This is a genomic window from Sphingopyxis solisilvae (assembly GCF_015475875.1).
Taxonomy (GTDB): Bacteria; Pseudomonadota; Alphaproteobacteria; order Sphingomonadales; family Sphingomonadaceae; genus Sphingopyxis; species Sphingopyxis solisilvae.
The window spans coordinates 150633-175505 of the sequence record NZ_JADKYM010000003.1 but is presented as its reverse complement, the minus strand read 5'-3'; the positions used below and the strand labels follow the sequence as shown (position 1 = coordinate 175505).

General features: G+C 64.5%; 24 protein-coding genes and 1 tRNA gene. 15 read left to right on the top strand and 10 right to left on the bottom strand.

Annotated elements, in window-relative coordinates:
* Positions 1 to 6: 6 nt before the first annotated feature.
* Together IR187_RS03900 and IR187_RS03895 are read left to right on the top strand one after the other, a co-directional pair.
* Positions 7 to 1170 (top strand): acyl-CoA dehydrogenase family protein, encoded by a 1164-nt coding sequence (locus tag IR187_RS03900; RefSeq protein ID WP_194953396.1) that lies wholly within the window; start codon positions 7 to 9, stop codon positions 1168 to 1170.
* 54 nt (positions 1171 to 1224) lie between these two features.
* Positions 1225 to 2295 (top strand): GNAT family N-acetyltransferase, encoded by a 1071-nt coding sequence (locus IR187_RS03895; RefSeq protein WP_194953395.1) that lies wholly within the window; start codon positions 1225 to 1227, stop codon positions 2293 to 2295.
* A 46-nt stretch (positions 2296 to 2341) separates the two neighbouring features.
* Here the strand turns inward: IR187_RS03895 and IR187_RS03890 are convergent.
* A tRNA-Ala gene (locus IR187_RS03890) sits at positions 2342 to 2417 on the bottom strand.
* Between the two features lie 95 nt (positions 2418 to 2512).
* On the opposite strand from IR187_RS03890, the gene IR187_RS03885 reads away from it, so the two are divergent.
* Positions 2513 to 3529 carry an NADP-dependent oxidoreductase gene (locus IR187_RS03885; RefSeq protein WP_194953394.1) on the top strand — a complete coding sequence of 339 codons (1017 nt, stop codon included), beginning with the start codon at positions 2513 to 2515 and terminating at the stop codon, positions 3527 to 3529.
* Between the two features lie 17 nt (positions 3530 to 3546).
* On the opposite strand, the gene IR187_RS03880 is transcribed toward IR187_RS03885, so the two are convergent.
* Together IR187_RS03880 and IR187_RS03875 are read right to left on the bottom strand one after the other, a co-directional pair.
* On the bottom strand, positions 3547 to 4908 hold the full coding sequence (locus IR187_RS03880; protein ID WP_194953428.1) for a DEAD/DEAH box helicase: 1362 nt from the start codon (positions 4906 to 4908) through the stop codon (positions 3547 to 3549).
* Between the two features lie 113 nt (positions 4909 to 5021).
* Entirely contained in the window at positions 5022 to 5651 is a 630-nt protein-coding gene (locus tag IR187_RS03875) for a hypothetical protein (RefSeq protein WP_228765521.1), read from the bottom strand.
* Between the two features lie 90 nt (positions 5652 to 5741).
* Between IR187_RS03875 and IR187_RS03870 the strand changes: the two genes are divergently transcribed.
* From IR187_RS03870 to IR187_RS03860, 3 genes are all read left to right on the top strand, one after another.
* Positions 5742 to 7175 carry an FAD-binding oxidoreductase gene (locus IR187_RS03870; RefSeq protein ID WP_407699068.1) on the top strand — a complete coding sequence of 478 codons (1434 nt, stop codon included), beginning with the start codon at positions 5742 to 5744 and terminating at the stop codon, positions 7173 to 7175.
* A gap of 110 nt (positions 7176 to 7285) precedes the next feature.
* Entirely contained in the window at positions 7286 to 8065 is a 780-nt protein-coding gene (locus IR187_RS03865) for a SapC family protein (protein WP_194953426.1), read from the top strand.
* A 14-nt stretch (positions 8066 to 8079) separates the two neighbouring features.
* Positions 8080 to 8634 (top strand): cytochrome b, encoded by a 555-nt coding sequence (locus tag IR187_RS03860; RefSeq protein ID WP_194953392.1) that lies wholly within the window; start codon positions 8080 to 8082, stop codon positions 8632 to 8634.
* Positions 8635 to 8654: 20 nt separating this feature from the next.
* Here IR187_RS03860 and IR187_RS03855 read toward each other — a convergent pair whose 3' ends face one another.
* Positions 8655 to 8864, bottom strand: a complete 210-nt coding sequence (locus IR187_RS03855) for a DUF1674 domain-containing protein (RefSeq protein ID WP_194953391.1) — start codon at positions 8862 to 8864, stop codon at positions 8655 to 8657.
* Positions 8865 to 8919: 55 nt separating this feature from the next.
* On the opposite strand from IR187_RS03855, the gene IR187_RS03850 reads away from it, so the two are divergent.
* The 5 genes from IR187_RS03850 to IR187_RS03830 all read left to right on the top strand — a co-directional run bounded on the left by IR187_RS03850 (position 8920) and on the right by IR187_RS03830 (position 14451).
* A complete protein-coding gene (locus tag IR187_RS03850) occupies positions 8920 to 10215 on the top strand; it encodes an RsmB/NOP family class I SAM-dependent RNA methyltransferase (RefSeq protein WP_194953390.1) in 1296 nt (431 codons plus the stop codon).
* A gap of 56 nt (positions 10216 to 10271) precedes the next feature.
* Positions 10272 to 11582, top strand: coding sequence for an MFS transporter (locus tag IR187_RS03845; protein ID WP_228765520.1), 1311 nt, complete (start codon positions 10272 to 10274; stop codon positions 11580 to 11582).
* A gap of 119 nt (positions 11583 to 11701) precedes the next feature.
* Positions 11702 to 12370, top strand: a complete 669-nt coding sequence (locus IR187_RS03840; protein WP_194953389.1) for an RBBP9/YdeN family alpha/beta hydrolase — start codon at positions 11702 to 11704, stop codon at positions 12368 to 12370.
* Positions 12367 to 13287, top strand: a complete 921-nt coding sequence (gene cysK / locus IR187_RS03835; RefSeq protein WP_194953388.1) for a cysteine synthase A — start codon at positions 12367 to 12369, stop codon at positions 13285 to 13287. The genes IR187_RS03840 and cysK overlap by 4 nt, the downstream gene beginning before the upstream one ends.
* 9 nt (positions 13288 to 13296) lie before the next feature.
* Positions 13297 to 14451: a cell wall hydrolase gene (locus IR187_RS03830; RefSeq protein ID WP_194953387.1), complete on the top strand. Its 1155-nt coding sequence runs from the start codon at positions 13297 to 13299 to the stop codon at positions 14449 to 14451.
* A 255-nt stretch (positions 14452 to 14706) separates the two neighbouring features.
* Here IR187_RS03830 and IR187_RS03825 read toward each other — a convergent pair whose 3' ends face one another.
* The 6 genes from IR187_RS03825 to IR187_RS03800 form a co-directional block, all read right to left on the bottom strand.
* On the bottom strand, positions 14707 to 15837 hold the full coding sequence (locus tag IR187_RS03825) for a zinc-binding dehydrogenase (protein WP_194953386.1): 1131 nt from the start codon (positions 15835 to 15837) through the stop codon (positions 14707 to 14709).
* Between the two features lie 117 nt (positions 15838 to 15954).
* The gene (locus IR187_RS03820; protein ID WP_194953385.1) at positions 15955 to 16713 is read right to left on the bottom strand and encodes an SDR family oxidoreductase; all 759 of its coding nucleotides are present in this window, start codon (positions 16711 to 16713) and stop codon (positions 15955 to 15957) included.
* 115 nt (positions 16714 to 16828) lie between these two features.
* The gene (locus tag IR187_RS03815) at positions 16829 to 17572 is read right to left on the bottom strand and encodes a 3'(2'),5'-bisphosphate nucleotidase CysQ (RefSeq protein WP_194953384.1); all 744 of its coding nucleotides are present in this window, start codon (positions 17570 to 17572) and stop codon (positions 16829 to 16831) included.
* Between the two features lies 1 nt (position 17573).
* Positions 17574 to 19478, bottom strand: coding sequence for a sulfate adenylyltransferase subunit CysN (gene cysN / locus IR187_RS03810; RefSeq protein ID WP_194953383.1), 1905 nt, complete (start codon positions 19476 to 19478; stop codon positions 17574 to 17576).
* Complete coding sequence (gene cysD / locus IR187_RS03805) at positions 19478 to 20383, bottom strand: sulfate adenylyltransferase subunit CysD (RefSeq protein ID WP_194953382.1); 906 nt, start codon at positions 20381 to 20383, stop codon at positions 19478 to 19480. Before cysD ends, cysN begins: the two co-directional genes overlap by 1 nt.
* 82 nt (positions 20384 to 20465) lie before the next feature.
* Positions 20466 to 21368 carry a LysR family transcriptional regulator gene (locus tag IR187_RS03800; protein WP_194953381.1) on the bottom strand — a complete coding sequence of 301 codons (903 nt, stop codon included), beginning with the start codon at positions 21366 to 21368 and terminating at the stop codon, positions 20466 to 20468.
* 101 nt (positions 21369 to 21469) lie between these two features.
* Between IR187_RS03800 and IR187_RS03795 the strand changes: the two genes are divergently transcribed.
* From IR187_RS03795 to IR187_RS03780, 4 genes are read left to right on the top strand one after another with little or no spacing between them, the layout of a single operon-like run.
* Positions 21470 to 22639 (top strand): isovaleryl-CoA dehydrogenase, encoded by a 1170-nt coding sequence (locus IR187_RS03795; protein WP_194953380.1) that lies wholly within the window; start codon positions 21470 to 21472, stop codon positions 22637 to 22639.
* The gene (locus IR187_RS03790) at positions 22636 to 22986 is read left to right on the top strand and encodes a hypothetical protein (protein WP_194953379.1); all 351 of its coding nucleotides are present in this window, start codon (positions 22636 to 22638) and stop codon (positions 22984 to 22986) included. Before IR187_RS03795 ends, IR187_RS03790 begins: the two co-directional genes overlap by 4 nt.
* Positions 22983 to 23276 (top strand): hypothetical protein, encoded by a 294-nt coding sequence (locus IR187_RS03785; RefSeq protein ID WP_194953378.1) that lies wholly within the window; start codon positions 22983 to 22985, stop codon positions 23274 to 23276. The genes IR187_RS03790 and IR187_RS03785 overlap by 4 nt, the downstream gene beginning before the upstream one ends.
* Positions 23273 to 24871: a carboxyl transferase domain-containing protein gene (locus IR187_RS03780; protein WP_194953377.1), complete on the top strand. Its 1599-nt coding sequence runs from the start codon at positions 23273 to 23275 to the stop codon at positions 24869 to 24871. The genes IR187_RS03785 and IR187_RS03780 overlap by 4 nt, the downstream gene beginning before the upstream one ends.
* Positions 24872 to 24873: the final 2 nt, after the last annotated feature.

Sequence of the window (24873 nt, the reverse complement as noted above, 5' to 3'; positions counted from 1 at the left end):
AATAGGATGACCAACGCAGGCATGGACGCCGACATCTACGACGCCTTTATCGAACAGCTGCAACGCTACGTGCGTGAGCGGCTGATCCCTGCCGAGGATCAGCTTGAAGAACTTGGCCGCGTTCCGGACGACATCCTCGCCGAAATGCGCGACATGGGGCTATTCGGGGTGACGATGCCCGAGGAATATGGCGGCGCTGGCATGAACATCAGCCAATATGTTGGCTTCATTCGCGAACTCGCCTATGCTGCGCCCGCCTATCGCTCGATCGTCTCGATCAATATCGGCATGGTGTGCAAATCGATCCTCGGGTTCGGAACGCAGCAGCAAAAGGACCATTGGCTGCCGAAGCTCGCGACCGGCAGCATCGCCGCCTTCGGCCTCACCGAACCCGACAGCGGCTCGGACAGCGCGGCGATGAAGACCCGCGCGGTGCCGAGCGGCAACGGCTATGTGCTGAACGGCACCAAGCGTTACATCACCAACGCGCCCTTCGCTGACGTCATCCTGGTGATGGCGCGCACCAACGCGGAGGCGCTCCCCAAGAATGCGCATGTCAGCGCATTCCTTGTGCCCCGAGACGCGCCGGGTGTCTCGATCGGCAAGCCCGACGGCAAGATGGGCCAAGCGGGATCGCAGATCGCCGACGTGATCTTGGAAGATGTCCATGTCGACGGCGACGCCCTGCTCGGCGGCGAGGAAGGCATCGGTTTCCGCGCCGCGATGCAGAGCCTCGACAACGGCCGCCTTTCGGTCGCCGCGGCGAGCGTCGGCTATGCCAAGCGGATGCTCGACACGGGCCTTCAATATGCGATCGAGCGCAAGGCGTTCGGCGAACCCATCGCCAATTTCCAGCTGATCCAGGCGATGCTCGCCGACAGCAAGGCCGAAATCTATGCGGCTGACTGTATGCTCAACGACGCCTGCGCGCGCGCCGACCGCGGAGAGAAAATCCTCGTCGAGGCCGCGGCGACCAAGATGTTCGCCAGCGAAATGTGCGGCCGCGTCGCCGACCGCGTGGTGCAGATTCACGGCGGCGCGGGCTATCTCAAGGAATATCTGGCCGAACGCTTTTATCGCGATTGCCGCATTTACCGCATTTACGAAGGGACGACGCAGATCCAGCAGCTCGTCATCGCGAAGAATATGATTCGCGACTACGCGGGCTAGATCGGGGGTCGTGATTACCCCATCCTAAGCCTTTTCATCTAGGTCGGGATCATCATGGGGATCAGCCGGGTCGACATCACGCTGGAGAAAGGCTTCGCAACCGCGATCGACGCGGTTGCGGATCGCGGCTACGAGGCGCGGTCCTTTCTGCGTACGGCGTGGTATGCCGGAACCTCGCCCGACACCGACGGCGCCTCGACGCTGCTCCTGCACCGCGCGGACGGCACGCCGCTCGCCGCGCTGCCCACCCTGCCCGTTGGGCCAACGATCCTTGGCGCGCGGCGCATTCCCGGAAGTTACTGGCCGTTCCGCAGCATCCCGTTAGCCGCCGACGTCACGGCGGAGGAAATCGAGGCGCTGGTCGCGCATCCGCCGATGCGGCGGATCGTGTCGCCCTTTCTGCGAATTGGTCCGGTTTACGACGACGATCCCGCGCTCGCGGCGCTGACCGGCGCGGCTCGCAAGATGGGCTGGACGGTGCTGCGCCGGACCCTCGGCACCAGCTACCGGATTGACGTCGCGGGGCAGCTTGCGGCGGGACCATGGCCGCGAAAATCGTCGCAGCGGCGCCTGCGCACCTATGAAAAACAGCTCGCCGCCATCGGCCAACTCACCATCAGGCATATCACCGGATCGGACTGGTCACTCGAGGTGCTGCGCGATCTCGCGACGATCGAGGCCAAAAGCTGGATCGGGCAGGATACCGACGGTAGCGGCGCCAAGTTCCTGACCGAATCGATGCGCGCAGGCTGGCTTCGCGGCGCGGCTGATCGCGCGCTCGCCGACATGCTCACCGCAACGATCCTGTACGTCGGTGACCGCCCGGTCGCCTTCACCTTCGACATGCTGTGCGGCGACATGCAATATGGCATCGCGGGCAGCTACGATAAAGAATTCGCCGCGCACAGCCCGGGCAAGCTCGTCGCCTATCGCCAATATGACGTCGCGCTGGAACGCGGGATCACAACAATCGACTTGGGAGCCGGTGACAGCGGCTACAAGCGCGCCCAAGGCGCGGTGCCGGGACCGGAGATCGTCGATTGCCTGATCGTCCGCCATCGCGCGCTCGCCGCGCTGTTGCGCCGCAAATGGGAAGGCGGCGGGCAAACACCCGCGCAGGAATGAAACCGTTCCGAATGGAAACAGGGCGCGGGGGCCGACGTCAGGTCGCTGGTGGAGCCGAGGGGAATCGAACCCCTGACCTCTGCAGTGCGATTGCAGCGCTCTCCCATCTGAGCTACGGCCCCGCGACGGCGGCGTCTTAAACGCACCGCAGGATGGTGGCAACGGCTTTTCTGACGTCCTCTAAGCACACCGCGCGATTTCAGGGAATGGGGGTTCCATGAACAAAGCCTGGCATTTGATCAGCCGCCCGCAGGGGCTTCCGACGATCGACAATTTCGCGTTGCGCGACCTGCCCGATGTGCCGTTGGAAAATGATCAGCTGCGCGTTCGCAACCTGTGGCTGTCAGTCGATCCCTATATGCGCGGGCGGATGAACGACGCCAAAAGCTACGCCGCGAGTTTCCAGATCGACCAGCCGATGACCGGCGGGGCGATCGGCGAAGTCCTAGAAAGCCGGATGGACGGCTTTGCGGCGGGCGATTTGATCCTGCATATGGGCGGCTGGCGCGAGGGCGGCGTGATCGGGCTGGACATGATGCCGAACAAGCTGCCGGCGCACGCGCTCGACGCGGGCCTCTCCCCGCAGACATTCCTTCACAATATGGGGCTGACCGGCGGCACCGCATGGATCGGTCTGCTCCGCGTTGCTGCGGCCAAGCCGGGGGATACGGTGTTCGTCTCGGCGGCGGCGGGCGCGGTAGGGTCGGCGGTGGTCCAGATCGCCAAGGCGCGTGAAATGACCGTGATCGGTTCCGCAGGCGGGCCGGAAAAAGCGGCATGGGTACGAGAGCTCGGTGCCGATGCGGTTGTCGATTACAAAGCGGGACCGGTCCTACCCCAGCTTGCCGGGGCGCTCGATATGCTCGGCAAGCCCGGCATCGATGTCTATTTCGACAATGTCGGCGGCGAACATCTCGACGCCGCCTTTGCGACCGCGAATGATTTCGCGCGCTTCGCCATCTGCGGCATGATCGACGTCTATAACGACGGCAAGTCGCAGGAGATGAAATTTCTGATCCGCACGATCCCGGCGCGCATCCGCATGGAAGGCTTTATCTACACCGACCAGTTCATCGACTGCATGGAAGAATTTTATGCCGACATGGGCGCACTGATCGCCAGCCGCGCGGTCACGATGCGCGAAACGGTGTATGAAGGGCTCGAGGCGGCACCGGACGCCTTCCTCGGCCTGTTTGCAGGCGCCAATATGGGCAAGATGCTGGTCCGGATCTGACCGGACCGCCGCGCGCCTCAGCTCCCGAAACCGACCATCAGAAAGCCGGGCGTCGGGCCGTTCCAGCCGTCATCGGGGCCGTCATCGTCCCGCGGCTGCGGTTTTGGCTTTGAGGGTTTGCGATCGTCGGGCTTGCGATCCTCCGCCTTGCGCGCGGGCTTCGCGGCGGGCGCGTAGGCCGCGGCGCGTTTCGTCCGCCCGCCGCGTCTCGCCTTTTCGTCCCGCGGCGCGCGCTCGGCTTCCGGTTCGGCTTCGGCGCCGGCCTTGTCGGCGTTGTGAACGGGAATATTATAGCCGGTCAGCTTCTGGATATTGTCGATCGCTTCATCGTCCGCTGACGTTGCGAGCGTGAAGGCGCGGCCCTTGGCGCCCGCACGGCCCGTGCGGCCGATGCGGTGGACATAATCGTCTGGGTGCCAAGGCGCGTCAAAGTTGAACACATGGCTGACGCCCTTGACGTCCAGCCCGCGCGCCGCGACGTCCGACGCCACCAAAATGTTGATGTCGCCGCGCTTGAAACGCTCCAGCTCGGCGGTGCGGCTCGACTGGTCCATGTCGCCCTGGATCTCGCCCGCATTGTAGCCCGATCGTTGCAGCGCTTTGGCAAGTTCGCGCACCGTCGTCTTGCGGTTGCAAAAGATGATCGCGGTGTGGACCTTCTCGGATTCGATCAGGCTACGCAGCGTGTCGCGCTTGCCCCGCTCGGACGTCTTGACCAGAAACTGCTCGATATTTTCGTTCCGGCTCGCCGGGCGCGCGACTTCGACCGTTTTCGGGTTCGACAGGAATTTGTCGGCCAGCTTCTTGATCGGCGGCGGCATCGTTGCCGAAAACAGCAACGTCTGCCGATTCGCGGGCAGTTTCGTACAGATATTCTCGATGTCGGGAATGAAACCCATGTCGAGCATCCGGTCCGCCTCGTCGATGACCAGCAGCGTACAGCCGGTCAGCAGGATCTTGCCGCGCTCGAACAGATCCATCAGCCGCCCCGGCGTCGCGATGAGCACATCGACGCCCTTTTCCAGCGCCTTGACCTGGTCACCCATCTGGACTCCGCCGATCAGCAGCGCCATCGACAGCTTGTGATACTTGCCATATTTCTCGAAATTCTCGGCAACCTGCGCCGCCAGTTCGCGGGTGGGTGCCAGGATCAGCGATCGCGGCATCCGCGCGCGGGCGCGTCCGTGCGCCAGGATGTCGATCATCGGCAGCACAAAGGACGCCGTCTTGCCAGTGCCGGTCTGCGCAATGCCGATAATGTCGCGCATCATCAGCACGGAAGGAATGACGCCCGCCTGGATCGGGGTCGCCTCGGTGTAACCGGACTCGTCGATAGCGCGCAAAAGTTCGTCGGAAAGGCCGATGTCGGCAAATTTCATATGATTGTCATGTCCGGAAATAAAAGCCACGCCCAGCCTCCCACGCAGGCGGCGCTGCGCGGGCCTTGGGCAAAGGACGGCGAAAAGTCAAGAAAAGGCGACGAACTGTGCGATCAGTCGTCGTCACGAACCGGCACCATCAGCCGGAATTTGTCGATCTCGCACTTGGCACCCGTCCGCGCATGGATCTGGTCGCGATCCGCGCATAGTCGGCCGTCCTTGCTGCCCTGCATGTAAAAGCCGGCATAAAAGTCGAGCGCGCGGCACCCGCGGTTGAGTTGTGCCCGCAAACGCTCGTTCTGCCGGGTGATGATGTCGATGCTGTCGCGCTGGACGGCCTGCATTCCCATGATGTTGCGCATCGCGACACATTTCGGCGCCTTTTTTTCCTTCCAGACCAAAGGTATTTCGGTCGCCCTGCGATTCTGCGGCGAGCCCGCGGCAAAATTGTTGAGCTGCGAACGCTGGGCCGGAACACGGATAATCAGCCGTTCTTCTATAACGACCTGCCAAAAGGGTGCGAGTTGCTCGAGTGTGGGCACGGCTACGGACGTCAGCGGTTCGGGCGCGGCCACCGGCGGTGGCGCGGAGCCAGGCACCGCTTGCGCAACCGGCGCAGCCGCCGACAGCCACAGGATCGCTGCGGTCAGCACGGACGAGTGGTCACCTGACCGTCCAAAAAACAAGCTGCTCCGTTCACCCGTCGCTCCAATGTGCCGAATCCCTCGACGAAATGCCGACATTCGTTCATTGTCCGGCTTACCACCACTGATTGAATATCAAATGAACTACATCGACACAGCCCCGCCCCTTTCTCCGAAAACGTGCAATCGATGCCCCGAATGATCTGCCAGCCGTCTCCCGAGCTGCTCTCGCGACTGGCCGAATTGCTCGGACCCAAAGGCTATACTGCCGATACCGACATCATGGCGCCTTGGCTGACCGACTGGCGCGGAAAATATGTGGGGCGCGCCGCAGCCATGTTGTCGCCTGACAACACCCAGGACGTCGCCGCAATTGTTCGCCTGTGCGCAGAGGAACGCGTCGCGCTCGTGCCGCAGGGAGGCAACAGCGGGATGGTCGGGGGCGCAACCCCCAGCGGCGACGGCAGCCAGCTATTGCTCAGCCTGCGCCGGATGAACCGCGTTCGCACCATCGACTCCGCCGCGAAAATTGGCGTGGCGGAAGCGGGCGTCATTCTTGAAAATTTCCACCATGCGGTGCTCGCACAGGGACTGCGATTCCCGCTGACGTTGGGCGGCAAGGGGTCGGCGACGATCGGCGGACTGGTGTCGACCAACGCCGGCGGGACGCAGGTGCTGCGCCACGGCACGATGCGCGCGCTGGTTGCCGGGATCGAAGCGGTGCTTCCTGACGGCAGCATCTTCGACGGCCTGGCGCCGCTCAAAAAGGACAATCGCGGCTATGACCTGCGCCACCTGCTTTGCGGGGCCGAAGGAACCTTGGGGATCGTTACCGCGGCCAGCCTCCATCTTGTGCCCGCCGTCGCGGCGCGGCGCACTGCGTGGATCGCCGTCGATTCGCCCGAAGGCGCGCTGCTCCTTCTCCGCCGGCTCGACGCCAGCATCGGGCGCGAGCTTGAGGGCTTCGAACTCATCCCGCGCGCGTGCCTCGACGCGGTGCTGCGTCATATCCCGCAAACCCGGGCGCCGATCGCTGCGTCGTATCCCTGGTACGTGCTGGCCGAATTGGCGGGCGACGGCGATGAGGCGCTGGGACAAGCGCTGGAAACCCAGCTCGCCGCCGCGCTCGACGCCGGGCTGATCCGCGACGTCGTCATCGCCAAGAACGACAGCGAAAGCGAAGCGTTCTGGCGCCTGCGCGACTCCATTTCAGAGGCCGAACGCGCCGAGGGGCCGGCACTGCAACATGACATCAGCGTCCCCGTCGATCTGATGCCTACCTTTATCGCCGACAATCCTCTGCGGCTGGAACGGGCATTCCCCGGCGCCCGCGCTTTGTCCTTCGGGCATCTCGGCGACGGCAACGTCCACCACCATATCCAGCCCCCGAAGGACAGCGACGGCGCGGCGTGGCTGGCGCGCCACGGCACGGCGGTCAGCCATATGGTCTATGCGCACGTCATCGAACTCGGCGGATCGATTTCGGCGGAACATGGTATCGGCCAGATCAAACGCGACGTGATGGCCGCGCTTGACAGCCCGGCGCGGCTTGCGGCGCTGCGCGCGATCAAGGCCGGGCTGGACCCGGCGGGGATATTCAATCCGGGCAAGCTGATCGACTGACGCTTTCATACCGCAGGGCGATCGCCCCCTTGCGCCACGGTGCTGAGGTCAATAAGGCGCGCTGTTATCATTGCGCTCCGGCTGGTCGGGGCATCTACCGGAGTTTCATTATGGCCACAGCGCCCGCCCCCGCCAACCTGCCCCTGTTCTACAAGGACCTCGTTCCGCTTTCGAGCGTCGATCATGCGGATTTCCATGCCCGTTCGCTGGATCAGGCCGATTTTCTGATCAACCAACACGCTGTGCCGCTGACGTCCGATGAATTTGTGTCGGCCTGCCGCCACTATCCGATCGTGTTTTCGGCGGGCGACAATCCGGTGCCGCTGGCGCTGATGGGCCTTAACGAAGGCGTGAACACCTTCGTCGATGCCGACGGCAAGCTGATCAATCCGGTGTATGTGCCGGCCTATATTCGCCGCTACCCCTTCCTGCTCGCCCGTCTGCAACCCGATTCGGAAGAATTGTCGTTGTGCTTTGACCCGACCTCGGGCGCTGTCGGCAAGTTCGAAGACGGTGAAGCCATGTTCGAGAACGGGCAGCCGACCGCTCCGGTGCAGGCCATTCTGGAATTCTGTAAAATGTTCGAGGAGGCCGGACAGCGCACGGGCCAGTTCATGGACGAGCTGAAAAAGGCCGACCTCTTGATGGAAGGCGAAGTGAGCATCCAGCAGGATGGCAACGACCAGCCCTATATCTACCGCGGTTTCCAGATGGTCGATGAAACAAAGCTGCGCGAACTGCGCGGCGACGTCTTGCGCAAGATGATGCAGAACGGCATCTTGGCGCTGATCTTCGCCCATCTTTTCTCGCTCCAACTCATGCGCGAAGTCTTTGCCGAGCAGGTCAAGGCGGGCAAGGTGCCGGAGATTCAGGCAGTGCCGACCGTCTGAGGGGATTAAACGCCATGGCCATCAGGGAAGCAGACGCCGGCTCCGCCGGATCGCACTATACCCCGGTGGCCATCTGGCTTCACTGGCTGATCGGCCTGGCGGTTATCGCCAATATCGCGCTTGCCATGCTGACCGAAGGCCTGCCCCGCGAAACACGGGGTGCGGCGATGGACATCCACAAGGCGCTGGGGATCGCCGTCCTGGCATTGACGGTCGTCCGTATCGGCTGGCGACTCGGCCATCGTCCCCCGCCCCTGCCCGCCGCGATTCCGGGGTGGCAGCGGCTGCTCGGCCGTATCACCCACGCGCTGTTCTATGTGCTGCTGATCTTGCTGCCGCTGTCCGGATGGGTCTGGATGTCGGCGGCAGGCAGGCCGATCGATTTCTTCGGGCTGTTTGCCGTTCCTGTCATTGTCGCGCCGAACGAGGCGCTCGCCGATGTGATGCACGACCGGCACGAGGTGTTGGGGCTGACGATGCTGGCGCTGGCGGCGATCCACATTCTGGCGGCGCTCAAACATCAGTTTGTCGATCGGGCAGGGTTTATTGGCCGGATGAACCCGTTTTGACGCTGCGTTCTGGCGCTGCGTCAAAAATCGACGGCAATGCCTTTCAGCTCCCAGTCGCCGTAGCGCACCGGGTTTCGTCCGCCCGGCTGTTCGTCGGGCTTGTCCTCGCGGATCGGCGCCGGCGGCGGCACCGGACTGTTGGTCCAGCCGGCGGGCGCGATGACATGCGCGGGGCGCTTGGCAGCACGGGGGGTGCCCCCGATCGTCGAGTTGTCGGTGCGGTCAGTCATCGTGCCGCCTATATAGGATTGTTCATGCCCTACGCCAAGTTCGCCAGGATCCGACATGATTGATCGGCCGCGTCGCGGCAGGCAACGCCCGCACAACGAGCCCGATCCCGCGGGTACGGCGCCGCGCCGCGCCGCGCTGCGGCTGGTCGACGCCATCCTCCGCCGCGGCGACCCCCTCGATGTCGCGATGCACGCCGCGGCACAAGGGTTGACCGGCCCCGATCGCGCCTTCGCGGTCGCGATCGCCTCCGAAACGCTGCGCTGGATGGTCGACATCGACGCGCTGGTCGACGGCGCGACCGCACAGATTCTGCCCGATGACGTCAAATCGCGCGCAGTGCTGCGGATCGCGCTCGCGCAGTTGCTCGTCCTCAAAAGCCCGGCCCACGCTGTCGTATCGACCGCGCTGCCGCTCGTTGCAGGCGGCCCGCGGCGGCTTGTCCACGCCATCCTGTCGCGCGCGCAGCAGGAACAATGGCAACTCCCCGAACGCGCAACCTTGCCCTTGCCGACAGCCGAGCGATGGGCCGAGCAATGGGGACTGCCAATAGTCGAGGCTGCCGAGGCAGCCTGGAGCGCGCCGCCCCCGATCGACCTCAGCTTTGCCGTCGAGCCCGACGCTGATGAGTGGCCCGATGCGATGCCGCTCGCCCCCCGCCACCGCCGCCTGCCGCGCGGCCAGGCGGTCGAGGCGATGCCGGGATTTGCCGCAGGCGGCTGGTGGGTGCAGGATCTCGCCGCCAGCCTGCCCGCGCGGCTGCTCGGTGCCGGCGACGGGCGCACGGTGCTCGACCTTTGCGCGGCGCCCGGCGGCAAGACGATGCAGCTCGCCGCGGCGGGCTGGAACGTCGTGGCCGTCGATGCCAGCGCCAAGCGCCTCGAACGGCTCGGTGCCAACCTCGCGCGCACGGCACTGGACGCCGAGATTATCCACGCCGATATCCGCAGCTGGGCACCCGCGGCGCCCGCCGACGCGGTGCTGCTTGATGCGCCCTGTTCGGCGACCGGCATCTTCCGCCGCCATCCCGACGTGCTGCACCGGATCGAACAGCGCCAGATCGACGAGATGGCGGCGCTCCAGCGCGATCTCCTCCAGCGGGCCGCGACGTGGGTCAAACCGGGCGGAACGCTGGTCTACGCGACCTGCTCGCTCGAGCGTGCCGAGGGTGAAGAACAGGTAGCGGCATTTCTGGACCGGCACCCGGCATGGCGTGTCGTCCCCGTGGACCCGATCGAACTGCCGAACGGCATCGATCCCGACACCAACGGTTGCGTCCGCACCCTGCCCGGCCTGCTTGCCGAAGCGGGTGGCCTCGACGGCTTCTTTGTCGCCCGGCTGCTGGCGCCCTAGCCGCGGCCGCAGTCGAAGCTGGACAGCGCGCAAAAGCCGTTTAGGGGGCAAGGCCGATGGCGACGATACCACCTCCCGAGGGCGAAGAGCCGGTGATGCCCGAAGCGGCGTCCAAAGCCCCCTCGCCGCTCAGCTTTCCCGACTTCCGCTATTTCTGGATCGCGCGCTTCACCGCGGTGATGGCGACCATCGCGATGGTCGTCGTCATCGGTTACCAGCTGTATGACACCGCCCGCACCGATTATGGCATGTCGATCCGCGAGGCGTCGTTCCAACTCGGCCTGCTCGGGCTGTTTCAGTTCGTCCCGCTCGCCATTCTGACCCCGGTCGCCGGTTGGGCCGCCGACCGCTTCGAACGGCGGAGCGTCGCGATATTTTCGAACCTGATCGACCTGCTGATCGCGGCCGCGCTCGGCTGGTTCACCTGGACGGACGCGCTGACCCTGCCGCTGCTGTTCGGCCTCGCCGCGCTCCACGGCGTGGCGCGCGTCTTTTCGGGTCCGGCGATGAGCGCAATCGCGCCCAATATCGTGCCGCCCGCCGTGCTGCCGCGCGCGATCGCGATGAGCAGCATCGCCTGGCAGTCGGCGTCGGTGATCGGCCCCGCCGCCGGCGGCCTGATCTATGCCGCCCACCCCGCCGCGGTCTATGTTTTCGCCGCGGCCCTGCTGGCGCTGTCGGCCTTTACGCTCAGCCGCGTCCGCCGCGTCCAGCCGCCGCCCGCCGAAGTGCGCCGCCATCCGCTGCGCGAAATGGTCGACGGGTTGCAGTTCGTCTGGACCGAGCGCTTCCTGCTCGGCACGATCACGCTCGACCTTTTTGCGGTGTTGCTCGCCGGGGCGACGGCGATGTTCCCGGTGTTCGCGCGCGACATCCTGGATGCCGGTCCCGAGGGCGCGGGGCTGATGCGCGCCGCGGTTGCCTTTGGTTCGGTCGCGGTCGCGGTCGGTCTCGCGATCCGCCCGATCGAGCGCAACGTCGGGGTCAAGATGCTGTGGGCGGTCGCGGTGTTCGGCGCCACGACCGTCGCCTTCGGTTATTCGACCAGCCTCCTCCTGTCGCTCGCCCTGCTCGTCGTGATGGGCGCCGCCGACATGTTCTCGGTCTTCGTGCGCGGTACGCTCATCCAGCTCAACACCCCCGACCATATGCGCGGCCGGGTCAGCGCCGCATCGGGGCTCGCCATCTCGGCATCGAACGAGCTTGGCGAGATGCGCGCCGGCGCCATGGCCGCGGCGCTGGGTCCGGTCGGCGCGGTGGTGATCGGCGGCGCCGGCGCGATCGGCGTGACGGCGCTTTGGGCTTGGCTGTTTCCGGAGCTTCGCCGCGCGCGCACCTTCGAACCGCAGTTCCGGCAGGGCCGCTGAACATTTCGTCGCAACCGGTCCACCATTGATCGCAGGCCTATTGTCAATCAATTAAGTTGATTTATATCGGATGCACCCGTCACCGCGGTTCTCTCTGTCCTCTGAGTGGAGCAACCGTCATGCAACGCAGCATATTCCGTCACAAAATTCTGACCATCCCCGGCCTCAACAACAGCGGCCCGACCCATTGGCAAAGCCTTTGGGAACATAAGTTTCCGCTCAGCGAGCGCGTCGACCTTGGCCTTTGGGACAAACCCGACCGCGACCAATGGGTCGATCGGATCGCGGCCGCCGTTGCCGCCGAACCCGAACCGGTGCTCGTCGCCGCGCACAGCCTGGGCTGCCACGCCTTTGCCCACTGGTTCAGCGGCGCCAGCGCGGTATCGCGCACACAGATCGCGGGCGCCTTGCTGGTCGCTCCCCCGGACCTGTCGCGTTTGCGCCAGAATCACGAGGTCGCCGGTTTCGGCGCGGCACCGTCCTTCTCCAGCCGCGTCCCCATGATCGTCGTCGCCAGCGACAATGATCCTTACGCCAAATCCGCGCATGTCTGGCATCTGTCGCGAAAATGGGATGCGCGCTTCGTCAACGCCGGTCCGTTCGGCCATATCAACGCCGACTCGCGGATCGGGGACTGGCCTTATGGACAGTATCTGCTCGCCTCGTTACAACCCGCGCCGACGCCGGTCCTGGCGGACGAGGCCCGCTGGCTCCGCGCCGGCGACTGGCCAAATCGCGTCCGCCGCGACCCGCGGTTCGAATTCAATGAAAGAGCGCACCGACCATGAAAGCCAATTCGATCCTCGATACCATCGGCAACACCCCGCACATCCGCGTGGCCAGGCTTTTCCCCGATGCCGAAGTCTGGGTTAAGTCGGAACGCAGCAATCCCGGCGGGTCGATCAAGGATCGCATCGGGCTGGCGATGATCGAGGCGGCCGAACGCGATGGCAGCCTGAAGGAAGGCGGCACGATCGTCGAGCCGACGTCGGGCAATACCGGCATCGGCCTCGCGATGGCCGCCGCGGTCAAGGGCTACAAGCTCGTCCTCGTCATGCCCGAATCGATGTCGCTCGAACGCCGCCGGTTGATGCTCGCTTATGGTGCGACCTTTGACCTGACGCCGCGCGAAAAGGGGATGAAGGGCGCGATCGAACGCGCGATCGAGCTCGTCGAAACCACCCCCGGCGCGTGGATGCCGCAGCAGTTTGAAAATGAAGCCAATGTCGACGTCCATGTCCGCACGACCGGACCCGAAATTCTGGCCGACTTCAAGGACACCCCGATCGACATCCTCATCACCGGCGTCGGCACCGGCGGCCACATCACCGGCTGCGCGCAGTTCCTCAAGGCACATTGGCCGAACCTGAAAGTCTTTGCGGTCGAGCCCGAGGCATCGCCGGTTATCTCAGGCGGCCAGCCCGCGCCGCACCCGATCCAGGGCATCGGCGCCGGCTTCATCCCGCGCAACCTCCACACCGACCTGCTCGACGGGGTGATCAAGGTCGATGCCGCCGACGCCAAAAACTTTGCGCGCCGCGCCGCGACCGAAGAAGGCATGCTCGTCGGCATCTCGTCGGGCGCCACCCTCGCCGCGATCGCGCAGAAGCTCGCCGAATTGCCCGCGGGCAGCCGCGTGCTCGGCTTCAACTACGACACCGGCGAGCGTTATCTGTCGGTCCCCGATTTCCTCCCGGAGATCTGAGGCGGGACCATGCGCCCCGACGGCGATCAAACGGCGTTGCCGACAAGGCGCGACTGGACCGGCTGGCTGTTCGTGCTGCTGGCGGCGCTCGCCGTCGGGCTCGTGCTCTACGCCAGCGACCGCAGCGCCGATCGCACGCTTGGCGCGCGCCCGCATCCCGTCGCGCCGCCCCCCGACGTCGTCCCCGACGTGCTGCCGATGGAGTTCGCCCCGGTGCCAGAGGACGACGCCCGCGCCGCCAATGCGCGCATCGCGCTCGTCACCAAGGGTTTCGTCGCCCCGCGCCCCTTCATTTATGCTGGAAACGGCGATGCCAAGGCGCGCGCGCGCGACTGCCTCGCCGCGGCGATGCTGTATGAAGCGGGCGATGACGCGAAGGGGCAGCAGGCGGTGGGCCAGGTCGTCATCAACCGCGCCCGCCATCCGGCCTTCCCCAAATCGATCTGCGGCGTGGTGTTCCAGGGGTCCGAACGCGTCACCGGCTGTCAGTTCACCTTCACCTGCGACGGCGCCCTGAACCGCCGCTATTCGGACGCGGCGTGGCAGCGCGCGCGCAATAATGCCGACCTGATGCTGTCGGGCGGCACCTACCCGCCCGTCGGCCTCGCCACCCATTATCACACCGACTGGGTGCGCCCCTATTGGAGCGACAGCCTGGAAAAGATCGCGATTGTCGACACGCATCTGTTTTTCCGCTGGCCGGGCTATTGGGGCACCCCCGGCGCGTTCCGCGGTGCCGTTTCGGGCAGTGACGGCCCCGTCGCAAAGCTCGCCGCCATTTCGCCGCTGCACGCCATGGCGCTCGGGCTGCCGACCGAGTTCGCAGCCGGGGTCGATGCCAATGCCGCGGTCGGCGAAGCGCGCGTCGTGGCCGGCGCGGGCGAAGCAACAGGCCGCGACACCATCTATACCCAGCTCGACCGCCGCGCCGCCCCCGAAAGCTTCGTCACCACCGCGCTCAGGCTGTGCGGCGACAAGCCCTATTGCAAATTCATGGGCTGGACCAACCCGGTGCTGAAACCCGACAGCGACGCGATGACCGACACCCAGCGCGCCGCGATGACCTTTTCGTACCTGCGCGACGACAAGGCGGGGTTCGAAAAGGCGTTGTGGAATTGCAGCGAATACAAGCGCGACGATGCGCGGCAGTGCATGAAGCGGTAGGTGGCGGTAACCTTGATCGATGGCGTTAAGGTCAGAAGCGCCATGCTTCCTCTCCCCTTGTGGGAGAGGATAGCGCAGCTTGCTCCGTCAGGAGCTAGCGAAGCTTGGTGAGGGGGTTGGACGCCAGCGGGCGCGAGAACCCCTCTCAACTGCGGCTAGGCAGCAAGCTGCCAAGCCTCCGTATCTCTCCCACGAGGGGAGAGAGAAAGATGCGCGACGCCCGCAACCGTGGTTAGCGCCCCTATCGCCTCCCCCCTACGGCCGGATCAGATACTTCTCGCCCGTCCGCTTGGCATTATACGCATGCGCGACATCCAGCGACAGCGCCTCGGTCAGCGAAATCTCGTGGCTGTAATGGCTCTTGAACGTCGTCGTCAGTTCATCGACAACGCGCTTGCGCAACCGCATATTGGTTTCCATCCCCGCCTTTTGCAGGAAGGGCGTCAGCAGGAAGCCCGACAGCGACCAGGTCAGGCCGAACGACCGGTTGAGGATCGTCGGCCCCAGATCGAGCGCGCCGTAAATATAGACCTGCTTGAACGTGTCCGACCCATAACGGCTGTATGTCGTCATCCGCTTCACTGCGGCGACTTCCATCGCGGAAAGAATCTGGCCCGCCAGCTTGCCGCCGCCGATCGCGTCGAAACCGATCGTCGCACCCGTCGCCACGATCGCGGCTACCAACTGATCGACGAAATCATCGGCGCTGCTGTTGACGATATGCGTCGCGCCAATGCCCTTCAAGATGTCGACCTGCGCGTCGCTGCGCACGATATTGACCAGCGGGATGCCGTCCTTCGCGCAAATCTTGACCAGCATCTGGCCCAGGTTCGATGCCGCGGCGGTGTGGACGATCGCGCTATGCCCTTCATTCTTCATCGTTTCGGTGAAGGCCAGGCTGGTCAGCGGATTGACGAAGCATGATGCCCCGTCCTTGGGGTCGGTGCCGTCGGGCAGCACCATGCACATCTGCGCGGGCAGGCAGCGATACTCGGCATAGATTTCGCCGCCGATCAGCGCGACGGTCTTACCCAGCAGCGCCTGTGCCTCGGGCGAATCGCCCGCCGCGACGACGGTGCCGCAGCCTTCGTTCCCGATCGCCAACGCCTCGCCGATGCGGCCCGTCATCGCGCGCATTCCGGCCGGAGGAATATCGGCGGTAATCACTGGCAGCCCGTCGCGGGTCGAGGCGCGCGCGGTCGACATATCGGCGCCGCCGAACAACAGGCCCAGGTCCGACGGGTTGATCGGGGTGGCGAGGATCTTGACCAGCACTTCGTGCGATTGCGGCGTCGGCATCGGCCGCCGTTCGAGCGACACCTCCAGCTCGCCCTCGGGCTTCACCAAGGTCAGCATGGTCAGGTTGGTGTCAGGCAGGTCGGTCATCGTGCGTCTCCCGTGTTCGGTTTCTCGATGAAACGGAAGTAGGGCGCCAGAATGACACTGGCAATCGCCGGTTGCGAAAAATGCGACCGGAATAGCGAAACATGCTGCGCGATCCCATTAAGTCAACCGAACCGAGACCCCTCCATCGGCGATCATCGGGCTTCCCGTCATGAAACTCGACCGGTGCGACAACAGAAACAGCGCCGCTTGGGCGATCTCGATGGCAACCGCCATCCGCTTCATTGGATGCAATCCGGCGATAAATTCCTGCGCGACAGGATCGTTTTCGCCTCCCATTGGCGTGATCGTGCCGCCGGGCAACAGCGCATTGACCCTAATACCCTCGGCGGCATGGTCCGATGCCAGCGACCGGGTAAAGCCGATCAGCCCCGCCTTGGACGCCGCGTAGGCCCCCATGCCGGGCAGGCCGCCGTTGCTGAAGCCCACGAACGACGAGGTGAAAACGATCGAGCCGCGGCCACGCGCCCTCATCGCCGGTATCTGGGCCTTGGCGGCCAGAAAGGCTGCCGTCAGATTGACCGAAATCACGTTGGTCCAGTTGCCGATGGTCATATCGGGGACAGGCTGCATTTCGCCGACGATGCCAGCATTGTTGAACGCGCCGTCCAGTCCGCCGAACGCCTCTTCGGCCAGATCGACAAGCGCCCCGGCGTATCCCTCATCCCTCACGTCGCCGGCGAGGAACACCGCCCGCCCATCGGTTTGGCGGATCGAATGTGCAAGGGCCTCGAGTTCGGTGTCTCGGCGCGCACCCAGCACCACATTCGCTCCTTCCGATGCAAACAGCTTCGCCGCCGCCGCGCCGATCCCGCTGCTCGCGCCGGTGATGATGATGGTCTTGCCTTCCAGCTCCATGACTTGCCTTTCCTGACATTGGTCATGGCCGTTTATCGACGCGGCGCGGGGCGTAGCGACCCGATTCTTGCGCTCAAATCACCTATTTACATAAACAGGGCCGCGACGCCCGGCGTCATGACGCGGGCGAATATTCTGCGGCGAGATCCAGCACCTCTTTGGCGAGCTCCTTGCGGCAGATCAGCAAATCGGGCAAATAGGTATCCGCGCAATTATAGCGGATCGCCGATCCATCGACGCGGCTGACGTGCAGCCCCGCCGCCTGTGCAACGGCAACCGGCGCGCAATTGTCCCATTCATACTGCCCGCCGGTATGCAGATAAATGTCGGCCTCGCCGCGCACCACCGCCATCGCCTTCGCGCCCGCCGACCCCATCGCTAGCAATTCGGCGCCGATCCGTTCGGCCACGAAAACCGCCTCCGCCGCAGGGCGTGTCCGACTGACCAGCATTCTCAGGGGCTGGTTCGCGGGCTGCAGCGGCATCGGCGCGCCCGACGTCAGCGTCACCCCCAACCCTGGCAGCGCGACCGCGCCAACACTCGCAACGCCATCGACCGCCAGCGCGACATGCACCGCCCAATCGTCGCGCCCCTCGCCATACTCTCGAGTCCCGTCGAGCGGATCGATGATCCACACCCGGCGGTACGCCAGCCGCGCCGCGCTATCCTTTTCTTCTTCGGACAGGATAGCATCATCGGGGCGCGCCGCGCGCAATTCGCGGCACAGCATCGCGTTGGCGGCTTCGTCGCCTGCCTGCCCCAGTGCCTTGCCTTCCAGTCCTTCGGCCCGCAGCGCCAGCAGGATCGCGCCTGCCGCCGTCGCGAGCCGCTCGGCGAGCCGGTCGTCGCTTTCGGTCATGTCAGCCAAGCAGCCGGTCGATGATCAGGTCAGCCGCTTCCTCGGGCGACATCACCGTCGTGTCGATCCGGATCTCGGGAGTCTCGGGCGCCTCATACGGGCTGTCGATGCCGGTGAAATTCTTGAGCTGCCCGGCGCGCGCCTTTTTATACAGGCCTTTGACGTCGCGGCGCTCGGCTTCCTCCAGCGGCGTGTCGATAAATATCTCGATGAACTCGCCCTCAGGCAGCATCGCACGCACCATCTCGCGCTCGGCCCGGAACGGCGAGATGAAGGCGGTGATGACGATCAACCCGGCGTCCGTCATCAGTTTGGCGACCTCGCCGACTCGGCGGATATTCTCGATCCGGTCGGCCTCGGTAAAGCCCAGGTCTCGGTTCAACCCGTGCCGCACATTATCGCCATCGAGCAGGAAGCTGTGCCGGTTCATCCGGTGCAGCTTCTTTTCGACCAGATTGGCGATCGTCGATTTGCCCGATCCCGACAGCCCGGTGAACCACAGCAGTGCAGGACGCTGGTTCTTCAGGTTCGCGCGCATGTCGCGGTCGACGTCGCTCGCCTGCCAATGGACATTCTGCGCACGGCGCAGGCTGAAATGCAGCATCCCCGCGGCGACCGTCGCGTTGGTCAGCTTGTCGATCAGGATGAAGCCGCCCAGCGTGCGATTGTCGGCATAGGCCTCGAACACGATTGGCTTGTCAGTCGATAGCTCGACGACCCCGATGCCGTTCAGTTCGAGCGTCTTGGCCGCGAGATGGTCGAGCGTGTTGACGTTGATCTCATATTTCGGTTGCTGGATCGTCGCTGAAACGCTCTGCGTCGCAAGCTTGAGCCAATAAGCGCGGCCAGCGATCATCGCCTCGTCGGCCATCCACACCAAAGTCGCCTCGAACTGGTCGGCGGCCTCGGGCGGCGCATCGGCCGCGGCGACGACATCACCGCGCGAGCAGTCAACCTCGTCGGAAAGTGTCAGCGTCACCGACTGCCCCGCGACGGCTTCCTCAAGGTCACCATCGAGCGTCACAATTCGGTCAATCGTCGTCGTTTTACCGCTCGGCAGGATACGCACAGCATCCCCCGGCTTAACCGCGCCGCTCGCGATCTGGCCCGAGAAGCCGCGGAAATCGAGATTGGGGCGATTGACCCACTGTACCGGCAGGCGGAACGGTTTCGCCTCATCGGCGGCGGCGGCGATCTCGACATTTTCCAGATGCTCGATCAGCGCCGGCCCCTTGAACCACGGCATATTGTCCGACAGTGCGGTAATATTGTCGCCCTTGAACCCCGAAATCGGAATCGCGGTGAAGTTGGTGATGCCGATCTCACTCGCGAAAGAGCGATAGCTGAGCAAAATGCGCTCAAAGACAGTCTTGTCATAACCGACAAGGTCCATCTTGTTCACCGCCAGCACGATATGCTTGATGCCAATGAGGTGCGCTAGGAAACTGTGCCGCCGCGTCTGCGTCAGCACGCCCTTTCGCGCGTCGATCAGGATGACGGCAAGGTCGGCGGTCGACGCACCGGTGACCATGTTGCGCGTATATTGCTCGTGCCCCGGGGTGTCAGCGACAATGAACTTGCGCTTCTCGGTGGTGAAAAAGCGGTAGGCGACATCGATCGTGATCCCTTGCTCACGCTCGGCGGCCAGGCCGTCCACCAGCAGCGCGAAATCGATCTCCTGCCCCTGCGAACCGACGCGTTTGCTGTCGGCTTCCAGCGCCGCAAGCTGATCCTCGAAGATCATCTTGCTGTCATAGAGCAGACGGCCGATCAGCGTCGACTTGCCGTCGTCGACCGACCCGCAGGTGATGAAACGCAGCAACGATTTCTGCTGATGCTGCGCCAGATAGGCGTCGATGTCCTCGGCGATGAGCGCGTCGGTGACGTAAACAGGATCGGTGGTCATCAGAAATACCCCTCCTGCTTCTTCTTCTCCATCGATGCATCGCCGCCATCCTTGTCGATGATCCGGCCCTGCCTTTCGCTGGTCGTCGTCAGCAGCATTTCCTGAATGACCTCGGACAATGTCTTGGCCTCGCTCTCGACCGCGCCGGTCAACGGATAGCAACCGAGGGTGCGGAAACGCACCGAACGCTCGACCGGCGTCTCGCCGGGCAGCAGCGGAAAGCGATCGTCATCGACCATCAACAGCAACCCATCGCGCTCCACCGTCGGGCGCGGCGCGGCGAAATAGAGCGGGACGATCGGAATATTTTCGCGCGCGATATATTGCCAGATGTCGAGCTCGGTCCAGTTCGAGATCGGGAACACCCGGATGCTTTCACCCTTGGCCTTCTTGGCATTGTAGAGATTCCACAGCTCAGGTCGCTGCTTCTTCGGATCCCAACCATGGGTGCCGGTGCGGAACGAAAAGATGCGCTCCTTCGCCCGACTCTTTTCCTCGTCGCGCCGCGCGCCGCCAAAGGCGACATCGAACCCATGAAGGTCAAGCGCCTGCTTCAGTCCTTCAGTCTTCCACATATCTGTGTGCAGCGGGCCGTGGTCGAACGGGTTGATCCCGCGTTCCTTCGCCTCGGGATTCTGATAGACGATCAGCTCCATGCCGCTTTCCGCGGCCATCCGGTCGCGCAGTTCGTACATCGCTTGGAATTTCCACGTGGTGTCGACGTGGAGCAGCGGGAACGGCGGCGGCGAGGGATAGAAGGCCTTGCGCGCCAGATGCAGCATCACGGCGCTGTCCTTGCCGACGCTATAGAGCATCACCGGCTTGACCGCGTCGGCCATCACTTCGCGCATGATATGGATGCTCTCGGCCTCGAGCCGGTCGAGATGGGTCAGCGTATCGGTCATGCCCCGCCCTTGCCGCCGCGGCGTGTCGCGATCAAGCTGTATGGCCTTTTGCCCATGCAAGCCAGACTTGCAAGGCGCGGGGTCATGCGGCGACGTCGACCCGGGTCCGGCGCCATTCGGCGGCGATGGCGGTCACCGTGTCGCGGGCATAGGCTAGCCGCGGATCGACGTCGGGCAATGCCGCCCACGCCGGATCGACGATCAAGCCCAGTTCGCGTCGGAAATCATAACCCGCGACCTTGAGCGGAACGATCCCCTCGATCGCCAGCGACACCGGCGCGGTCGTAATTCCGATCCCGGCAGCAACCATGCGCAGGCACCGCTCATCGCTCTCGCTGCGCAGGGCAAAGCGCGGGCGCACGCCGTGCCGCGTGAAGAAGCGGCTGGTGGCATCCAGAAATTCGCACGAGCGGCGCGCGATCATCGTCTCGGCGGCGAGCTCCTCGGGGCCAACCTCGATCCGCCCCGCGAGCGGATGATCGGCGGCGATGAACATCGCCAACGGCTCTTCGTACAATGGCATCACCTGATCGCCGCGCTCGCCCGAGCGCAGCGGGACCAGCGCGAGGTTGATGCGCCCACTGCCCAGCGCTGCGCGGAGTTCGGATTCGCTGTTTTCGATCAGTTCGATGGCGAAGCTTGGTCGCAGCGCCGTGACGATCGCCTGCAAAAACTCCCCCGAAACCGAACGGATCACGCCCAGCTTGAGTTCGGTCGCCTGCCGGTCGTCTTCGCGACCGAAATCGTCGGCGGCGCGAAACCCGCGTTCCAGATCGCGCGCGATCGGCAGGAACCGCCCGCCCGCTTCGGTCAGCCGAACCTGGCGGCGGTTGCGGATGAACAGCGGTGTGCCGACCAGCTTTTCCAGTTCGGCGACCCCGCTCGACAACGCCGGCTGCGTCACCCGGATCCGCGCTGCCGCTTGGGTGAAACTGCCCGCATCGACGACGGCGAGAAACTGGCGAACATGGGCGCGCTTAATCATAGATTTTGCTTATGCTATAACCCCTATCGTTTCAATTTCCATATGCCCGATTTTTGGCGCAGTATCGCGGCCAGTCCCGCCCTCGATCGATAGGCCCATCCATGCGCGCAACCCCCGACTTCGATTTCGCGCTCGGCGAAACCGCCGACATGATCCGCGACACCACCGCCCGCTTCGCCGACGAACAGGTCGCGCCGCTGGCCGCCAAGGCTGACGCCGACGACTGGTTCCCGCGCGACGAATTGTGGACGCAGATGGGCGAACTCGGCCTGCACGGCATCACCGTCGAGGAAGAGTTCGGCGGGCTTGGCCTCGGTTATCTCGAGCATGTCATTGCTGTCGAAGAAGTCAGCCGCGCCAGCGCTGCGATCGGCCTCAGCTACGGCGCGCATTCGAACCTTTGCGTCAATCAAATCCGCCGCTGGGGCAATGCCGAGCAAAAGGCGAAGTATCTCCCCAAGCTGATCAGCGGCCAGCATGTCGGCAGCCTTGCGATGTCCGAAGCCGGTGCGGGCAGCGATGTGGTGTCGATGAAGCTGAAGGCCGACCGCGTGCAGGGCGGCTATGTCCTCAACGGCACGAAGTTCTGGATCACCAACGCGAGCCACGCCGACACGCTCGTCGTCTATGCCAAGACCAGCCCCGAGGCGGCTTCGCGCGGCATCACCGCCTTTTTAATCGAAAAGGACATGCCGGGGTTCAGCATCGGGCAAAAGATCGACAAGCTCGGGATGCGCGGCAGCCCGACCGCCGAGCTGGTGTTCACCGATTGCGAAGTGTCCGAAGAACAGGTGATGGGCCCCGAAAATGGCGGCGTCGGCGTGCTGATGTCGGGACTCGATTATGAGCGCGTCGTGCTCGCGGGGCTTCAGCTCGGCATCATGCAGGCGTGCCTCGACACCGTCATTCCCTATGTTCGCGAGCGCAAACAGTTCGGCAAACCGATCGGGTCGTTCCAGCTGATGCAGGCGAAGGTCGCCGACATGTATGTGATGCTCCAGTCGGCGCGATCCTATGTCTATAACGTCGCCAAGGCGTGCGACGCCGGACAGACGACGCGTTTCGACGCCGCGGGCGCGATCCTGCTCGCGAGCGAAAGCGCGGTGAAGGTCGCGGGCGAAGCGATCCAGGCGCTCGGCGGCGCGGGTTACACAAAAGACTGGCCGGTCGAGCGTTACTGGCGCGATGCCAAGCTGCTCGACATCGGCGCAGGGACGAACGAGATCCGCCGCATGCTGATCGGCCGCGAACTGATCGGCGCCGGGGCATGATCTGGCTCTGGCTGTCGGCTGCCTTTATGGCGACGACGGCCTTGGTGCATGGCGCGCTGGGCGAGAAAAGATTGATCCAGCCGCTGCTCGCGCTCGATCAGGGGATTATGGCGGTCGATCTGGCGCGCAAGGTGTTTCGCTTTGCCTGGCATGCAATGTCGCTGCTGATGCTGGTGTCGGCGGCGACCGTTATCTGGCCCGGTACGCCGCGCGCGTTGATCCTGCTGGTCGGTGGGGTATGGACCGCAGTGGGATTGTTCGACGCCGTCTATACGCGCGGACGTCACATCGGCTGGCCGATCCTGACCGCATCAGGCGTGTTCGCGATCTTGGGCGCGGCGGCGTGAACGACACGCTGCTCACCGCCCTTCAGTACTACGGCGCGGGCGCCTCGACGCTCGCGGCGCTGATCGTGTCGCTGAACCTCGGTCGCCGCCGCACAGGCTGGGCCTTTGTCATCTTTGTCACCAGCAGCATCGCACTGATCGCATGGGGCTTTTTGCAGCCCAACAGCGAGGGTATCGGCTGGCAGAATATCGCGCTGCTGATCATCAACGCGATCGGCGTCTATCGTTACCTGATCCTGAAAGATAAACCGTGCAATCCGGACGACAAACGGGGAGAGACTTTACAGTGAGCGCACCGGTTCTTGGTACCAATGTCGATCCCGACAGCGACGAGTTTCGTACCCGCGCCGCGCACAATCGCGCGCTGAAGGACGAACTGTACGCGCGCGTCGCCGAGGCGGCGCTTGGCGGCAACGAAAAGTCGCGCGAGCGGCACACCAGCCGCGGCAAGCTGCTGCCGCGCGAACGCGTCGAGCGGTTGCTCGATCCGGGCTCGCCATTCCTCGAAATCGGCCAGCTGGCAGCGAACGACCTTTACGACGGCGAGGTCCCGGGCGCGGGGCTGATCTGCGGCATCGGGCGAGTATCGGGGCGCCAGTGCATGATCGTGTGCAATGATGCGACGGTGAAGGGCGGCACCTACTATCCACTGACCGTGAAAAAGCATCTGCGGGCGCAGGAGATCGCGCTCGAAAACCGCCTGCCGTGCATCTACCTCGTCGACAGCGGCGGCGCGAACCTGCCGCATCAAGATCAGGTGTTTCCCGACCGCGACCATTTCGGCCGCATCTTTTTCAACCAGGCGAATATGTCGGCGCGGCGCATTCCGCAGATTGCGTGCGTGATGGGCAGCTGCACCGCGGGCGGCGCCTATGTCCCCGCGATGAGCGATGAAACCGTCATCGTTCGCAATCAGGGCACGATCTTCCTCGCCGGCCCGCCGCTGGTCAAAGCTGCAACGGGCGAAGAAATCAGCGCCGAGGATCTGGGCGGTGGCGACCTACATGCGCGCAAGTCCGGCGTCGTCGATCATCTGGCCGAGAATGACGAACATGCGCTGACCATCGTGCGTGATATCGTCAGCCATCTGGGCGCCGACACCGGGTTCGACGTCGCGCTGAAAGGCCCGCGCCCGCCCAAATATGACCCCGAGCAGCTCTACGGCGTCGTCCCCGACGACGTCCGCGCGCCCTATGACGTGCACGAGGTGATTGCGCGCATCGTCGACGGCAGCGAATTTCATGAATTCAAGGCCAATTATGGCAGCACATTGGTGTGCGGCTTTGCGCATATCTGGGGCATCCCAGTCGCGATCCTCGCCAACAATGGCGTGCTGTTCAGCGAGTCTGCGGTCAAGGGCGCGCATTTCATCGAACTGGCGCAGCAACGCCGCATCCCCCTGCTCTTCTTGCAGAATATCAGCGGCTTCATGGTCGGCGGCAAATATGAGGCCGAGGGGATCGCCAAACATGGCGCCAAGCTGGTCACCGCGGTTGCGACTGCGACGGTGCCCAAGGTCACGGTGCTGATCGGTGGCAGCTTCGGCGCGGGCAATTACGGCATGTGCGGCCGCGCCTACTCGCCGCGTTTTCTGTTCACTTGGCCCAACGCGCGGATCAGCGTGATGGGCGGCGAGCAAGCGGCGAGCGTGCTGGCCACGGTCCACCGCGACGCCGACAAATGGACGCCCGAGGAAGCCGAAGCCTTCAAGGCGCCGATCCGCCAGAAATATGAGGATGAGGGCAATCCATACCACGCGACCGCGCGCCTATGGGACGACGGCATCATCGACCCCGCCCAGACGCGCGACGTGCTAGGGCTGGCCTTCACCGCAACACTGAACGCCGCGGTCGAACACCGCGGGTTCGGCGTGTTCAGGATGTGATG

Coding starts and splice junctions, on each gene's coding strand:
- IR187_RS03900 (WP_194953396.1), top strand. CDS start 7: ATGACCAACGCAGGCATGGACGCCGACATCTACGACGCCTTTATCGAA.
- IR187_RS03895 (WP_194953395.1), top strand. CDS start 1,225: ATGGGGATCAGCCGGGTCGACATCACGCTGGAGAAAGGCTTCGCAACC.
- IR187_RS03885 (WP_194953394.1), top strand. CDS start 2,513: ATGAACAAAGCCTGGCATTTGATCAGCCGCCCGCAGGGGCTTCCGACG.
- IR187_RS03880 (WP_194953428.1), bottom strand. CDS start 4,908: ATGAAATTTGCCGACATCGGCCTTTCCGACGAACTTTTGCGCGCTATC.
- IR187_RS03875 (WP_228765521.1), bottom strand. CDS start 5,651: ATGTCGGCATTTCGTCGAGGGATTCGGCACATTGGAGCGACGGGTGAA.
- IR187_RS03870 (WP_407699068.1), top strand. CDS start 5,742: ATGCCCCGAATGATCTGCCAGCCGTCTCCCGAGCTGCTCTCGCGACTG.
- IR187_RS03865 (WP_194953426.1), top strand. CDS start 7,286: ATGGCCACAGCGCCCGCCCCCGCCAACCTGCCCCTGTTCTACAAGGAC.
- IR187_RS03860 (WP_194953392.1), top strand. CDS start 8,080: ATGGCCATCAGGGAAGCAGACGCCGGCTCCGCCGGATCGCACTATACC.
- IR187_RS03855 (WP_194953391.1), bottom strand. CDS start 8,864: ATGACTGACCGCACCGACAACTCGACGATCGGGGGCACCCCCCGTGCT.
- IR187_RS03850 (WP_194953390.1), top strand. CDS start 8,920: ATGATTGATCGGCCGCGTCGCGGCAGGCAACGCCCGCACAACGAGCCC.
- IR187_RS03845 (WP_228765520.1), top strand. CDS start 10,272: ATGGCGACGATACCACCTCCCGAGGGCGAAGAGCCGGTGATGCCCGAA.
- IR187_RS03840 (WP_194953389.1), top strand. CDS start 11,702: ATGCAACGCAGCATATTCCGTCACAAAATTCTGACCATCCCCGGCCTC.
- cysK (WP_194953388.1), top strand. CDS start 12,367: ATGAAAGCCAATTCGATCCTCGATACCATCGGCAACACCCCGCACATC.
- IR187_RS03830 (WP_194953387.1), top strand. CDS start 13,297: ATGCGCCCCGACGGCGATCAAACGGCGTTGCCGACAAGGCGCGACTGG.
- IR187_RS03825 (WP_194953386.1), bottom strand. CDS start 15,837: ATGACCGACCTGCCTGACACCAACCTGACCATGCTGACCTTGGTGAAG.
- IR187_RS03820 (WP_194953385.1), bottom strand. CDS start 16,713: ATGGAGCTGGAAGGCAAGACCATCATCATCACCGGCGCGAGCAGCGGG.
- IR187_RS03815 (WP_194953384.1), bottom strand. CDS start 17,572: ATGACCGAAAGCGACGACCGGCTCGCCGAGCGGCTCGCGACGGCGGCA.
- cysN (WP_194953383.1), bottom strand. CDS start 19,478: ATGACCACCGATCCTGTTTACGTCACCGACGCGCTCATCGCCGAGGAC.
- cysD (WP_194953382.1), bottom strand. CDS start 20,383: ATGACCGATACGCTGACCCATCTCGACCGGCTCGAGGCCGAGAGCATC.
- IR187_RS03800 (WP_194953381.1), bottom strand. CDS start 21,368: ATGATTAAGCGCGCCCATGTTCGCCAGTTTCTCGCCGTCGTCGATGCG.
- IR187_RS03795 (WP_194953380.1), top strand. CDS start 21,470: ATGCGCGCAACCCCCGACTTCGATTTCGCGCTCGGCGAAACCGCCGAC.
- IR187_RS03790 (WP_194953379.1), top strand. CDS start 22,636: ATGATCTGGCTCTGGCTGTCGGCTGCCTTTATGGCGACGACGGCCTTG.